Source organism: Stieleria magnilauensis (assembly GCA_007753675.1).
Lineage (GTDB): Bacteria > Planctomycetota > Planctomycetia > Pirellulales > Pirellulaceae > Stieleria > Stieleria magnilauensis.
Genome location: CP036432.1, coordinates 3,228,607 through 3,243,596, shown reverse-complemented (window position 1 = coordinate 3,243,596; position 14,990 = coordinate 3,228,607). Strand labels below are relative to the sequence as shown.

Below are 14,990 nucleotides of genomic sequence, written 5' to 3'. Positions count from 1 at the left end.
TGGGCCCGTCGGCTCGCGCCAAACGGCTGATCATCGTTTGACATCAGCCGGTTCGCGCCAGCGTCTCCCCACGGGGACGCATCAACCCAACACGCCGCGGGCCAGTTTCAGATACCCGCCACCGGTCGGATCATCGATGTCGATTTCGGGATAGTTTTTGGGGGGCTGTTTTTTCGATCCGGGTTTCTTCTGGGGCCGCAGCGGAATGTAGGCGCGTTTGGCGTCGACGATTCGAACCGGGTACTTCGAATGTTTGGCCAGCAGTTCCACGCGGCGACGCTGGGTGTAGTGCAGCACGATGAATCTCGCGTCGCTGGTGATCGACGCGATCTGCCAAGCGGCGGCATCGAGACGCAGTTCGGCCAATTCCAGCATCCGCTCGGCCGCATCGGGCAGCGGGCCGAATCGGTCCAACAACTCTTCGCGAATCAATCCGATCTCATCGGCGTTCTCGATCTTAGCGATCCGCCGATACAGATCGATCTTGTGACGCAAATCGGGCACGTAATCCGGTGCCAGATAAGCTTCGATCGGCAGGTCGATGTCGACGTCTGCGGACAGGGCAGGCGGCAGATTTTGCATCTGGCGGACGGCGTCTTCGAGCAGTTGGCAATACATCTCGTAGCCGATCGCAGCGATGTGCCCGCTCTGTTGGCTGCCGAGTAGGTTTCCCGCGCCGCGTATTTCCAGGTCGCGCATCGAAATCGCGAACCCGGCTCCCATCTGGCTGAACTCTTCGATCGCCCGCAGACGTTTGCTCGCTTCGGGCGACAGGTGTTTGTGGGGCGCCACCATCATGTAGCAGAACGCTTGGTGTTTGTACCGTCCGACGCGGCCACGCAACTGGTGCAGATCGCTCAATCCGTAGTGATCCGCATCGTCAATGAAAATCGTGTTGGCGTTGGGGATGTCCAATCCGCTTTCGATGATCGTGGTCGCCAACAACATGTCGTACTTGTGTTCGATAAAGTCGACCATGACTTGTTCCAGTTCGCCTTCGGGCATTTGACCGTGTCCGATCACGATCCGAATCTCGGGAACAATCTTGCGAATCTTCTCGGCCACCTCGTCCATGTCACCGATTCGGTTGTGCACCATAAAGATCTGTCCGCCACGGTTCAGCTCGCGGACGATCGCGCTTCGAATCAGTTTGTCATCCCAACGGGTCACGACCGTTTCGACACTGCGGCGTTCGGCCGGCGGTGTTTCCAAGTTGCTGATATCGCGAACACCGACCAACGCCATGTGCAAGGTTCGCGGGATCGGAGTTGCCGACAGCGTCAGGACATCGACGTTGGAATGTTTGTTCTTCAAGCGTTCCTTGACGCCCACGCCGAACCGCTGTTCTTCGTCGATGACGACCAGTCCCAGATTCGAGAACGCGATGTCTTTGCCGGCCACGCGGTGGGTGCCGACGACGATGTCCACCTTTCCCGCCTTGAGATCTTTTAACGTTTGGCGTTGCTCGGCGGCGGTACAGAACCGGCTGAGTTTTTCGATGCGGACGGGGAATTCGGCCATCCGATTGCGAAAGTTATGAAAGTGCTGTTCGGCCAACACGGTCGTCGGCACCAACACGGCGACCTGATAGCCGCTGGTCACCGCTTTGAACGCCGCGCGCATGGCGACTTCGGTCTTGCCGAATCCGACGTCGCCGCAGATCAAGCGGTCCATCGATTTGGCCATTTCCATGTCGTCTTTGCAGTCGGCGATCGCGGTGACCTGATCGGGCGTTTCCTGGTACGGAAAACTGGCGTCGAATTGTTGTTGCCAGATATGATCGGGGTCAAACGCGATGCCTTGTCGTCCGGTTCGTTTGGCTTGCAACTCGAGCAAGTCGCTGGCCATGTCGGTCACCGCCGACTCGGCCGCTTTCTTCTGTCGAACCCACGCTTGCCCGCCGATCTTGGCCAGCTTGGGACGGTTCTTGGTGCCGCCGACGTAGCGTTGAATCAAACCGATCCGCGAGGCGGGGACATAGATTTTGGAACCGCCCTCGTATTCGATGACCAGATGTTCGACGTGCTGGCCGTTCTTTTCGATGTGGTCCAGCCCCCGGTAGAGCCCGATGCCGTGCGAGAGGTGAACGACCAGATCGCCCGCTTCCAACTGCATCGACGCGGTGATCGGTTTTCCCGGAGCACGCGTCTTGCCGCGTCGAACCGGACTGCGATGGAACAGCTCGGCGCCGGTGAGCACCAATCGTTTTGCGGCGGTCAATCGGAATCCGCCGCTGATCTGTGCGACGGCCGGTTTAATGTGTCCGCTGCGTGCGGCCTCGGTTTCGGCCAACAATTCCATCAGCCGCTGGCTATCCGAAGGCGTGTCACCGACCAGCAGGATTTCGTGGTCGGCGGCGACGGTGTCGATCCGCGTTTGCGTTTCGTCAAGCGCCAGGGCAAATCCGTCGGCACTGGTCGACTGCAAATTGATCGTCGTCTCGGCACCTTCGTTCAGCAGCGACGCCGTGACCACTTTCAGGTGCGACATCGATGCGAGCAACGCATTGAAATCGGTGAAATGGCTGTGGTCGTCGGTTCGCTTGAGCAGCGTCTCGGCCGACAGCTTGCTATCGTGCGGGTCGACCAGAATCACCAACGTGTCGTCGGGCAGGTAATCGGTGATCGGCCCCAGGTCGATGTCGTGCAGGGAATCTTCGGACGTCTGATCGTCCGCGCCGACGGCCGTGATCTCGACCTCGTTGATCGATTCGACACTTCGTTGGCTACCCAGATCGAACTTGCGAATCGATTCGATTTCGTCTCCGAACCATTCGACCCGAATCGGGTTGGATTGGTCGACCGAAAAAATGTCCATCAACCCGCCGCGCGTCGCATACTCCCCCGGTAATTGAACGGCGGTGGTCGCGACAAACCCGCTCTGGTCCAGCCAGCGGGCGACTTCATCCATCTCGATTTCGTCCCCCACGGCCAGACCGCGGGTGGAGGCTTCCAGTTGGGCCGGCGTGGGAACCAACTGGATCGCGCCGCCGATGTAGGCGGTCACCAGCAACGGGTTGGTGTCGTCGCAGTCACGCCCACGCAGTTTCTGTAAGACTTGCAACCGTTCGGCCAAGTCGCTGTCGGCCAGGGCGTGTTTGCCCGACCGCCCGACGCTCAACGGCAGGGCGACCGAATCGGCGAGACCGAAGGCGATCGCGTCGCCGGCAACGATATCCGCATCGGCCGCTTGGGGCAGCAGCATCAGCACGTTGGGGCAGCGCCGTGCGGCCGCCGCGGCCAATACCGCGCGCAGCGACCCCCAGACGCCCGAAAATGCCAGCTGGTCCCCCGGCGAACACCCCGCGATGACTTCGCTGATCCGCGCATGCTCGTCCAGCAAGTCGACGATTTCGTGCAGACGCTGCGTACCGAGGGGGCTGGCGATGGACAAGGTCAATCGATGGGTTTCAGTAGGATGGGCGGTCGTTCGTGCCGTCGGGCAACCATTGGGACGCGCGCCGATGGCAATCCCACAGCCAGGTACCGACCAAGGTACAGGCCAGATTCTATCAGCCGATGCGGGCCAGCCCACCGGTCCTGGAGCGGAACTCGCCAAGAGTTTCGACGCCGTCGGATCACCGCCGAACGCCTCGGCGGCTTCTGCTGCGTCAGCAACCCTGACACTCAATCTGGACGAAGCACTCCGGCAATTTTACCTGGCTAGCGAGTCGGAAAGAATGACCACGGATGGCAGCGCGAACCCACGGATGACAGGGCGCCAAAAATCCGTGGGTTCGCGCTGCCATCCGTGGGCACACTGGTAATTCCGTCGCTCCGCAAGTGACTGCCCGCTAGCACCCAATGCCACTTACTTTAGCGTCAAACGGGGTGTTTTTTGTTAGCGGTAGGGCGCGAGCCCTCCGGTCTTTCACGGTGTTTCCAAGCTGAAACCGGACGGCTCGCGCCGTTCCGCTACCTCCCTCAGTGCCATAGTGAGTGGCATCGCGCGAGCACCGTCGGATCACCAAACGGAGTACCAGGGGCGTCGGCGGAAAAGATCGTGACCGCCATTCCGCGGGGCGGTTCACAGGGCACGCGTTTGAAGTGACAATCGGGGTTGCAAACTGACTGGGCTGAAAACCTGAATCCATTCACCGGGAGAGCACGCTAAATGAGTATCGGAATCGGAATCGTCGGCTGCGGCATGATCGCAAATTTCCACGCACGGGCCATCGCCGATGCCGAAGGTGCCCACCTGGTCGGTGCCTGCAGTCGCCGCAAGGAGGAGTACGAGCCGTTTGCCGCCGAGCACAACTGCCGCGGATTCGCCTCGCTGGAGGAAATGCTGGCCGACCCGGAGGTCCAAGCCGTGTCGATCTGCACGCCGAGCGGGTTGCACTTGGATCCCGCCGTCGCCGCCGCGAAAGCCGGCAAGCACGTGATCGTCGAAAAACCCCTTGAGATCACGACCGAGCGTTGCGATCAAATCATCCAGGCCTGTGAGGAAGCCGGCGTCCAACTGAACGTGGCCTTCCAAAGTCGATTCCACGAGTCGAGTCGGTTGATGAAGGAAGCCGTCGATTCGGGACGCTTCGGAAAAGTCACGATGGGAGACGCCTACGTCAAGTGGTACCGCAGCCAAGCGTACTACGACAGCGGCGAATGGCGTGGGACCTGGAAACTGGACGGCGGCGGGGCGTTGATGAATCAGGCGATTCACAGCGTCGATTTGCTGCTGTGGCTGATGGGGCCGGTCAAACGCATCAGCGCCATGACGTCGACCCTGACACACGAACGCATCGAAGTCGAAGACGTCGCCGTCGCCACGCTGCAATTCGAAAGCGGCGCGCTGGGGGTCATCGAAGCCACGACGACGGCCTACCCGGGAGCCCTCAAACGCATCGAAATCAGCGGCAGCGAAGGCAGCGCGATCCTGGAAGAAGAAGACATCAAGGCTTGGGAGTTTGCCAACGAAACCCCGACCGACGAAAAAATTCGCGCCGAAATGGTCGGCAAGACCGATACCGGCGGCGGTGCGTCCGACCCGTCCGCGATCAGCCACGACGGCCACACGAAGATCTTTGAAGAATCCATCAAAGCCATCAACGAAGGCCGCCCGTCGCTGATCAATGGCCACGAAGGCCGACGCAGCGTCGAAGTGATTTGTGCGATCTACGAAAGCGCCAAGACCGGCAAGATCGTCACGCTCGGCTGAGCCCCCAGCGGCTGACAAGTATCCGTCAAATCCCCGGTGGGATCGCAGCGAGTCCCGAGCATCGCCAGTTTTGTACCAAACGGAGTGTTGTTGTTAGCGGTAGGGCGCGAGCCCTCCGGTCCTTCCAGGTGTTTTCAACGCTGACACCGGACGGCTCGCGCCGTTCCGCTATCACCTACTGTGCCGATGTAGCTGGTATGATCCCGGACCTACCCACCGGGCGCGACCCCGTCCGATACCCATTGAGGCTCGCTCAGCGAGTGTCCCAAAACCGCCGTGCCGCTCGAATGAAGGGCACGTAGCTGGCCAATTGATCCGGCGGCAATCGCGTCAACCGCTGTTCGTATTCGGACAACCAATCCCGAAAGAACTGAACGCTTTCCGGACTGACCCGCCGCCGGCCGTCGAACTCGATCCACCACGGGGCGCTCATCGCCGCGCGGTAATGTTCGCCGTGCAGCGTCATCACACGGAGGATCACCCAGCCGCTTTCGGCGGCCATGATCGGCGGGATTTCACCGCCGGCTTTTGCAAATTCGTCCAAGCGTGCACTGTAATGCACTCGGTTGTTGTGAATCACTTCCAAGTATTCGACCGGGTCACGCACCGCCAGATTCAATTCCGGTTGGATCCGCAACACCTCACCGCTGCGGCCTCGAAACACGTGGCCGGGCAACTTGCCGCCGACTAGCGGACGCATCAGCGGTCCATTGGTCGCCACGCTGGTGCCGGCCCAGGCGGCGTCCCACCAGGCCTGTTCGGTCTGTGGCGCGGTCGGTGATTCCACACCCTCACCGCCCTGGGACGGTTTGGCAGTGACGTACAAGCGGTTGTATCCGATCGGTGTTTTTGCCGACCGATCGCCGCCGCCGGCCAAGGGGACCAATTCAATTCCGGCTTCGAGTGCGTGTCGATAGATCCGCTCGGCGTAGCGGCCGACTTGGGTCGGCTCGGCAAGCGAGAACGACGATGGGGTTCGGCCTTCGCGAACCGACGTGACGCGGCGGTCCAGTCGCAGCCAATCCCCCAGCACGAACATGCCGTCGACTTTTCCGCTGGCCAACCACACCGGCAACTCCCAGGCGAAGGGGTTTTCGATTCCGATTTTGACATCGGTCGCGTGTTCGCCTCCCGTGACGGCGACCAGCTGGGCCAGCGAATGCTCGGTCGGCTCGAGCGTCGAGGTGTGCTGGGAATCGAATCCGAAATAGACCAACCCGCGGTCCGCCGTCAGGTCGGTGCGAATCCAAGTCGGTTGGTGTTCGATCGGATCGTCTGAATCCCGGCGCGGAATCGGTTTGGCCGGGCGTTTGCCCAGCACCGCGGCAATGTGCAGATCCTCCGACGCCATCCTCAGCGGCACGCTTTCGGACGAGGGAACGACACAGCAATCGCCGGCCAGCCATCCCTCGGCTGCCATGTCGACCATCCTCGGCAGCGCGACCGTTTTTTCATCCAGGCTCGTTTTTTCGAGCTCGAAGGTGCCGTTGATCACCCGGTATTCGGGGCCGCGGACGATGCGAAATCGATACGGCCCGTCGGGCAATTCCAAGACGACGCTGCGATCGACGACGACGCCGATCCCCGCCGAGACGGTTTGACGGACGGGCATCTGCTTTTCCTGCGGCCCTGACGGATTGGCACCACGAAAAAACTCGACGCGCGAAATGACCGGCTCGCCTGTCGATTCGTCTTCCAACTTCAGCGTCAATGAACCGCCTGCGGCCAGACAGGGACTGGCCGACATCAACAGAACGCCTACAGTAAACGCCCAACGGGCGGATCTTTGCCGTAATTTCATCCGAGATTCGTTCCGATACGATTGCGGCGCAAGCTTTGCTACCTCTGGCCAGGTGGCGCGGACCGTGCCAAGTTTGTCGCAACCCAGTATAAACCCGACCCCATCTGACTGACCGTTAGAGAACATTTTTGCCGTGGCTGAAGACCTTTACCAAACACTCGGCGTCGCCCGAAACGCTTCGAAAGACGAAATCAAGAAAGCGCATCGCAAGCTGGCGCTCAAGTTTCACCCTGACAAAAATCCGGGAAAGGATGCGCAGGAAAAATTTAAACGCATCCAGGAAGCATACGACGTTTTAAGCGACGACGAAAAGCGGGCGGCGTACGACCGCTACGGCAAGGATTTTGAAAAGATCCGCGGGGGCGGCTACCAGGGAGGGGCGCCGGGCGGATTCGACGGGCTGGATCTGGAACAGATCTTCGGCGGCGGCGGCGGTGGTGCCGGTGGCCAACCCGGGGGATTTAATTTTGAAGGCGGATTTGGCGACTTTTTCGAGCAAATCCTCGGCGGCGGCGGACGCGCGCCCGGGGGACGGCCCGGCGGGGGACGCACGCGGACGGCCCAGGCCCGCGCGCCACAGAAGGGCGGAAACATCCGGCACGAACTGGAGCTTCCGCTCGAACTGGCCGTTCGCGGCGGGGAGACGGAGTTTTATGTCGGCGACGAAAAGCTGGCCGTCACGATTCCGCCCGGTGTGGCCGAAGGCGCGAAAATGCGACTCCGCCAACAGGGCGCCCCCTCGCCCAACGGTGGCGAGCGCGGCGATTTGATCTTGGTGATCAAAACCTCGCCCCATCCACACTATCGACGACGCGGCCAGAACCTGGAATTGACGCTGCCGATCTCGATCAGCGAAGCGGGGTTGGGGACCAGCGTCGACGTGCCCACCCCGTCGGGCGTCGTCACGTTGAACATCCCCGCGGGCAGCAGCGGCGGTCGCAAGCTGCGACTCAAGGGTCAGGGGATTCCCTCCAAATCGGGACCCAGCGGCGATCTGATCGTCCAGCTGCAAATCAAGCTTCCCGAATCGATCGACGAGGAATCAAAAGAGCTGCTGCGTCAGTTCGCAGCCAAGAACCCCCAGTCGCTGCGTGATGACTTGGCCTTTTGACGGTCAATCATGAAACCCAATGCCTTCCCCAAGTCGAAACGCGTCGTCAGCGGTCGCTCGTTCACCCTGGCCCTTCGCAAGGGCGGCTGCGCGGCTGACGGCTGTTTGGTGGTGTTCGCGTTTCCCCGCGATCCCGGTGATGATCGTTCCTCTCAGCCGCGTCGTCTGGGCGTGACAATTCCCAAGAAAACGGGAAACGCTGTCGTTCGCAATCGCTGGAAACGCTGGATCCGCGAGTCGTTTCGCACCCAGCAAGCCGCGTTTCCGGTCGGATTTGATTTCGTCGTCCGCCCTAAAAAAGACGCCGTCGCCAGTTGGAGTACGATTCAGCGGTCCTTGCCAAAACTGGCGCACAAGGCGGTCCGTCGGCTGAACGGCCGGTCGATTCAATCCCGCACGCGTTAGCAAGGGGCCATACGGCGCCCCTCACTTACGCAGCGCACCTGGCGTGATCCCGTTGAATTGAGAAGTTCGACTCAATCGACAGGCCGTGCAACCTGCGGAGCGATGCAGTCACCATTGAGCCCACCGATGGCTGTTGGGTCGTCCGTCTTGGTCTAGCTGTAACGGCGATCGGGCTCGGCTCGACCCGCTACCGGGATTCGGCTCCCTCTTTCGCCGCGTTCAACTTTGACGGGTTGTATAGTTGAACGATTTCCCCTCTCGGTGGGATGTCACAATCGAACAGACAGGTGTGCAAACGTCGTTACTATCCAGCCCTTTTGAATCCCATGGTGAAGTGCCCCCGCTGTCAGAACCGGCCGAACGAATGCTTTCCGTCCCGCTGGTACAAGCAGGTGCCATTCTTGCTGACCCTGCGGATTCGCTGGCGCTGCATGCGCTGTGGTGCCAGATTTGCCGCCTGGATTTGGAGCGAGGATCCGCCGAACACTCCCTACCTGCGGCCAGATTCATCGTCGGATTCATCGGCCGATCAGGATGCCGACGACTCGACCGGGGCGGAGCGGACCGTCGGCTCGGCCACGCTGCAATAATCCGGTCGCGACGCGGCCGTTTGATGGCGAAAGGCTTTGACGATTTCATTGTCGCGAACCAGGAATGCCCCCGGCATCTGAAAACCGTCTCCACCCAGTTTGCCGACGCCGTGACGATTCAAGATCGCGCACTTGAATCCTCGCCAAAACACCGACAGGCCGAACAGTTGTCCGATCCGTCCGCGATCTAACTCATAGGCCCGATACAGTCGACACTCTGGATCGCTGATGCGATCGACATCGCCAAGATCGAAGGACTCAAAGAACGCCCGGCTCGATTCGTCGTCCCCCATGTGCACCAACACGATCCTGGTCCCTTTCGCCTCAATTCGGTCGCGTTGTTCGCGCAGGTCTTGCAGGGCTTCGCGGCAGAACGTGCAACCGCTGTGACGCAGGAACACGACCAGCACCGGGTGTTGCCGCGACAACTCTGCCAGGGTCACACCATGCTGTGACCGAAATTGCTCGTTCAGCCGGCTGGCGGTTTCGGGGGCGACAGAGGACGGCGGCACGCTCGCGGCTTTAAACGCCTGGAACAGAATCACGGCAAACGGCAGCCACCAGATCAAGTCGTTGGTGATGTTCACCAGGCCCCATTGTATCGGCAATCGGCCTGGCGAGCCCGGGGGCAGAATCAGCCACTGGTACGCCATCCCGATCGGGCCAAACGTTTTGCCCAAGAACCCCACCAACACGATCGGCCAATGCCGATACGGATCGCGTGCCGCGATCGCGTAGCCCACACCGTAGACACCGACGATCATCCCGACGCACTGCCAAATACCCGGATAATGCGGCCGATCGATGCCCGTCAGGTCGAACAGATCCATCGGACGCAGCAGCACCCAGCCTCCCCACGCCAGATTGTAAATCGCCGCGGCGAGCAAAACGTACGTCATCCAACGCGGATGCGACGCGGCGGTCATGGCATTGAATCGATTCATCAGCTCGGTTACCAAACGAAGGCGGTTTGCCCATAATGTTGCGTCGTCGTCAAGTCATCCGGCGACGAAGCCGTTTACCATCATACAAATGAACCGCGGATTGCCGATGCGAGAAAACACGATCCAACACCGCGTTCGCTATGACGAGTGCGACCCGATGGGCTTCGTCCATCACAGCGTTTACCTCCAGTACTTCGAAATGGGACGCACGGAGTTGTTGCGTGCCAGCGGTGGTCGATACCGAGACATGGAAGACGAAGGGTTGCTGGTCGTGGTCGCCCGCGTCGATTGTCGTTACAAATCGCCGGCCCGTTACGACGATTTGATCGACATTCACACGCGGATCGCGGAAGTCACCATCGGCAAGATCATTCATGAATACACAATCTCGCTCGAATCGAGAACGCTGGTCACCGCCACGGTCACCCTGGCCGTGATCAACCGCGAAGGTCGCATCCAACGCGTCCCCCAAAGCCTGTTGGATCGGTACGGAACCGTTGCGTAGCCGTCAACGTTGCGTAAGCCGTCAACGTGGCGTAAGCTTCCAGCGTGCGATCCGCGCCCCCTGGCAAGCAGGGTGCCTACCCCGCTTCCTCGGCCGCCAACACGGCTCGTTTGGCGACGATGCGTTTGACGACGACGTCGACGATCGCTCCGGCCAGAATCACCATGCCGATGATCGCGAATTCCAGCTTCGTGCTGATGCCCAGAATATTGATCGCGTTGTAAAGCACTCGCATCACCGCGGCACCGATCACCACGCCCAAAATGTTTCCCTCACCGCCGCGCAAACTGCAACCGCCCAACACGGCGGCGGCGATCGCGTAGAGTTCGTAAAAGTTTCCGAAGCCCGACGGCTGTACCGAATTGACGTCCAGCGCGAACAGGATGCCGCCGAGTCCCGCCGCCAACGAGCAGAGCACATAGGCGACCACGATCATGCGTTTGGTGTTGATCCCGCTGTATCGGGCCGCTTCTTCGTTGCGTCCCAGTGCCAGCAGGTAGCGGCCATACACCGTCCGGTTCAGGAAGATCGATGCGACGATCGCCAGTGCGATCATGATCAACATCGGCATCGGCACCATCGTCGCGGCCAATTGGGTGTGTCCCAGCAACGCCATCACCCCGGTGGCAACCAGCGCCGGCGTCAACGCTTTGGACTTGCCCGATGCCGTACCGGAGGCCGAAATGAGCCAACCGATTGAACCGATCACGCCGCCGACGATCACGAAAACGATCATCATCAGACCTGTTTTCAACAGCTCGCCGGACACTTCCATCGCGCCGACTTGCCAGCGGTCATCGGCTGCCGCACTGCGGAACAACGGCACGAGTTGCCAGACACACAGCGCCAGCAAGATCAGCGAGCCGATCACCAACGCCAACGGCTTTTTCATCCGGCCGGCATCGGATTGCCACGCCCAGACCAGAAACGCGAGCAGTGTCGGGACGAATAAAAACGTGCCCGCGTATTTCATCACCGTCGATGGCATCGACGCGGCGTTCTCGGAGACTTCGATCCCCAGGCTGCGGATCTGATAACCCGCGATCTCCAACAGCGGTGTCCCCGGGCCCGACTCCCAGCCCAACCAGAAACGCGACGATCCGGCCAAGGCCAACAGGACGCCGATCGCCGGAATCGACCAGGCCGAAAGTTTTCGCTCGATGTCCAGCTCGCGCTGAAGCGGGGCGTCGGCGTGCCGGTCGTCGTGGGGGCGCAATCGGCCCAGGTTCCACACCCCGTACAAAAACAGACAGATCCCGCCGCCGAATAACATCGTTGCCCAACTGCACGGTTTGCCGATCGCCAACAACCGCAACCCGTCATAGTCTTGACCAAATCCCAGGGTTCCGTCATCGGTCAACCAGCGCGCAAAGCCACGATAGAACAACAGTCCGCACAGCGTGACGACGAACGGTTGCAGGTCCAGACGCGTAATCAGCAAGCCGTGCAGCAACCCGATCGCGCCGGCGATCAGCATCACGATCAGCACGGCGGCGGTCGGCGAGTACCCTTGTTCGACGACCAGCATCGGCAACAGACACGCGACCAGTCCCACGACGGACCCGATCGACAGATCGATCCCGCCGGTGATGATCACGAAGGCGACGCCGATCGACAGAATGCCGAACAGCGCGCTCCAACGCGTCGTGTTGTACAAGTTGTATTGCCCGACGAAGCTGTCGTTTAAGACCGTCGTGAACAGACAGACGAAAATCAACAAGCCGAAGATGCCTAGGATTTTATTCATCGACTGACTACACCCGTTGCCAAGTTCATGATCTGTTCTTCTCCGATTTCATCGCCGACCAACTGCCCCGTCATTTCACCTTCGTGCATCACCAGCGTGCGGTCGCTCATCGCGATCACTTCTTCCATCTCGCTGGACACAAACAAGATCGCCAGTCCCTCGGCGGCTAACGTTTCCATCAGTCGATAGATTTCTTCTTTGGCGCCGATATCGATCCCTCGCGTCGGTTCGTCCAACAGCAGAATCTTGGGATTCATGGCGAGCCATTTGCCCAGCACCACTTTTTGCTGATTGCCACCGGAGAGATAACGCACGACCTGGTCGGCCGTCGGCGTCTTGATCCGCAGCCGATCGATGCTTTGGTGTGTGTCTTCGGATTCGGCGGCGGAATCGATCCACATCCCGGCGCCGGCTTTGTCGGACAAACTCGCCAAGGAAACATTGCTCCGGACGGAAAAATCGATCACCAGCCCCTGCTCTTTGCGATCTTCGGGGACCAACCCCATTCCGCTGGCGATGGCGTCCTTGGGATTTCTCAGCTGCACGGTTTGGCCGTTGATTCGCACGCTGCCGCCGAGTGGTTGCGTGACGCCGAACAAACACCGCAACAGTTCCGTTCGACCGGCGCCGACCAGCCCGGCGATGCCGACGATTTCACCCGGCATGACCTGAAACGAAACCTTGTGCTTGGGATGATCGGGAACGATCAAATCGCTCACCTCCAGCGCCGGGGTGAGTTGCTGTTCCGATCCAAGGGCGGCCACATCGACGCGTGCCGTTCGCTCGTAGAATCGCGAAACGTCACGACCCACCATGCGGCTGACCATCGCGTCGTGATTGATTTGGTCGCCGACCAACTCGCCGGCGTTCTCTCCGTCCCGCATGACGGCGACGCGATCGGCAAGCGTTTCGACTTCGGCCAGGCGATGCGAGATGTAGATGACGCTGACGCCGTGTTCCCGCAAGCCCTGCACGACTTTGAACAATGCTTCGGCTTCACGCTGAGACAGGCTGCTGGTCGGTTCGTCCATGATCAATACGCGGGCGTCGATCGAAAGCGCTTTGGCGATCTCGACCATTTGTTGCCGGCCGATCGTCAGCTCACGCACCAAGGTCTGCGGGTCGACGTCCAAGCCCACCGACGCCAGATGCCGTCTGGATTCGCGATCAATTGTTTCGCGATCGATCAGCCCGAATCGTGTCGGCTCACGCCCCAAAAAAATATTGGCCCCGACCGACAGGTTGTCCGACAGGTTCAATTCTTGGTGAATCAACGTGATCCCCAACCGCATCGCTTCGGCAACACTGCCGATGGTGACGGGCTTTTGGTCGATCAGGATCTGCCCTTCATCAGGCGGCTGGACCCCGGCCAGAATTTTCATCAACGTACTCTTGCCGGCACCATTCTCGCCGACCAACGCCAGCACTTCGCCGGGCATCAACGTCAAATCGATCTGGTGCAGCGCGCGGACACCGGGAAAACGTTTTCCCAGCGAACGAACTTCCAGCAAGGGACGCGGATTCTTTCCAGGCGTCTGGCTCACTTGGCGCCCGCGCCCGCTTCGTCTTTCCCGGTCAACTGCTTCAATTCCGCCCAAAACTCATCGACGTTGTCTTTGCGGATCGCGCGGGCGGGGATGTCCAAGAAACCGCCTTCGGGAATCGCCGATTCGTCACCCCGAGCCAATTTGGCCAGCAGCTCGACCGACTTGTAACCGTACTGATACGGGTTTTGGACGATCGTTCCGTAGCAGGATCCGTCTTGGATCGCCTTCAGCGTATCGGCGTCTTCGTCGAAGGCGACGACTTTGATTTGGCCCACTTTGTCGGCGCCGCGAATCGCTTCCAGGATGTTGGGCGGATTGTAAGCGAACAGGCCGATCATGCAGCCGATGTTGGGATGCTTGACGATCGCGTCTTCGGCGCGGCTCTTGGCGATCGCAAAATCAAAGTTGTCGGTGCGTGTATCCAGGATTGTGTACTTGTCGCCCTTGAGCACGCCGTCGGCGGGATCAAACGGTCGGTCGGGATCATTCGAGCGGTCCAGCAATTCGTCGATGATGCCTTGCCGCCGCTGATCGGCATTGAGTTGGCCCAATCGGCCGACGAAGATCATCACTTCGCCGCCCTCGGGCATCGCTTCTTTGACCAGTTGGCCGCACATCCGTCCGGCGTCGTAGTTGTTCATCCCGATGTAGGCCAGACGATTGGACTTCGGTGCGTCCGAATCGTGGGTGATCAAGTTTGTCGCCTTGGCAACGTCGTTCAAGATGCTGGTTTGGTTGTCCGGATCGATGGGGCTGACGGCGACACCGGCAACCGAATCGGAGATCAATTCTTCCAACATGCGTTTCTGGTCGGCGGTTCCATCGGGCGGCATGCGCACCAGGCATTCGACATCGAAGTCCTTGGCCGCTGCCTTGCATCCTTCTTCGGCGATGTCCCAAAACGACGCGATCCCGTTGGTCACGTAGGCGACACGTATCTTTTCTCCGTCGGACGTCTTGACCGCCGTTCCCGAGTCGCCCTCGGTCGTCTGGCTGTCGGTCGCGTTGGTGTCGATCTTTTCGATCTTGCATCCGGTCAGCGAGATGCCGATCGCGATCAAGAGTGCGCCGCACAGGGGCAGAAACTTCAGGGGAGCATGATGAGGCATAGGGACGGCGATCAAAGGAGGAGCGGGATCGGAAGGGAGTCGATCGGGGGAATCGAACGCCTGTGAGTTTAAGT

10 protein-coding genes are annotated in these 14,990 nt (G+C 60.3%); 4 read left to right on the top strand and 6 right to left on the bottom strand.

Features of this window, described 5'->3' with window-relative positions; translation table 11 throughout:
* Positions 1-81 precede the first annotated feature (81 nt).
* Positions 82-3,399, bottom strand: coding sequence for a transcription-repair coupling factor (mfd, locus tag TBK1r_RS11555; RefSeq protein WP_419581243.1), 3,318 nt, complete (start codon positions 3,397-3,399; stop codon positions 82-84).
* A 714-nt stretch (positions 3,400-4,113) separates the two neighbouring features.
* Here mfd and TBK1r_RS11550 point away from each other — a divergent pair.
* Positions 4,114-5,157 carry a Gfo/Idh/MocA family protein gene (locus TBK1r_RS11550; RefSeq protein WP_145210349.1) on the top strand — a complete coding sequence of 348 codons (1,044 nt, stop codon included), beginning with the start codon at positions 4,114-4,116 and terminating at the stop codon, positions 5,155-5,157.
* A 253-nt stretch (positions 5,158-5,410) separates the two neighbouring features.
* On the opposite strand, the gene TBK1r_RS11545 is transcribed toward TBK1r_RS11550, so the two are convergent.
* Entirely contained in the window at positions 5,411-6,958 is a 1,548-nt protein-coding gene (locus tag TBK1r_RS11545) for a CehA/McbA family metallohydrolase domain-containing protein (RefSeq protein ID WP_419581242.1), read from the bottom strand.
* Between the two features lie 133 nt (positions 6,959-7,091).
* Between TBK1r_RS11545 and TBK1r_RS11540 the strand changes: the two genes are divergently transcribed.
* Both TBK1r_RS11540 and rnpA read left to right on the top strand, forming a co-directional pair.
* Positions 7,092-8,069: a DnaJ C-terminal domain-containing protein gene (locus TBK1r_RS11540; protein ID WP_145210346.1), complete on the top strand. Its 978-nt coding sequence runs from the start codon at positions 7,092-7,094 to the stop codon at positions 8,067-8,069.
* A gap of 9 nt (positions 8,070-8,078) precedes the next feature.
* A complete protein-coding gene (gene rnpA, locus TBK1r_RS11535) occupies positions 8,079-8,474 on the top strand; it encodes a ribonuclease P protein component (RefSeq protein WP_145210342.1) in 396 nt (131 codons plus the stop codon).
* Positions 8,475-9,003: 529 nt separating this feature from the next.
* Here the strand turns inward: rnpA and TBK1r_RS38525 are convergent.
* Positions 9,004-10,008: a peroxiredoxin-like family protein gene (locus tag TBK1r_RS38525; protein ID WP_419581241.1), complete on the bottom strand. Its 1,005-nt coding sequence runs from the start codon at positions 10,006-10,008 to the stop codon at positions 9,004-9,006.
* Between the two features lie 88 nt (positions 10,009-10,096).
* Here TBK1r_RS38525 and TBK1r_RS11525 point away from each other — a divergent pair, with 88 nt between their 5' ends.
* Positions 10,097-10,513, top strand: coding sequence for an acyl-CoA thioesterase (locus TBK1r_RS11525; protein WP_419581240.1), 417 nt, complete (start codon positions 10,097-10,099; stop codon positions 10,511-10,513).
* A gap of 76 nt (positions 10,514-10,589) precedes the next feature.
* Here TBK1r_RS11525 and TBK1r_RS11520 read toward each other — a convergent pair whose 3' ends face one another.
* The 3 genes from TBK1r_RS11520 to TBK1r_RS11510 are packed head-to-tail and all read right to left on the bottom strand — an operon-like array spanning position 10,590 to position 14,916.
* Positions 10,590-12,260: an ABC transporter permease subunit gene (locus tag TBK1r_RS11520; RefSeq protein ID WP_145210339.1), complete on the bottom strand. Its 1,671-nt coding sequence runs from the start codon at positions 12,258-12,260 to the stop codon at positions 10,590-10,592.
* Entirely contained in the window at positions 12,257-13,804 is a 1,548-nt protein-coding gene (locus TBK1r_RS11515; protein ID WP_419581239.1) for a sugar ABC transporter ATP-binding protein, read from the bottom strand. Before TBK1r_RS11515 ends, TBK1r_RS11520 begins: the two co-directional genes overlap by 4 nt.
* Positions 13,801-14,916, bottom strand: coding sequence for a sugar-binding protein (locus tag TBK1r_RS11510; RefSeq protein ID WP_145210336.1), 1,116 nt, complete (start codon positions 14,914-14,916; stop codon positions 13,801-13,803). Before TBK1r_RS11510 ends, TBK1r_RS11515 begins: the two co-directional genes overlap by 4 nt.
* Positions 14,917-14,990: the final 74 nt, after the last annotated feature.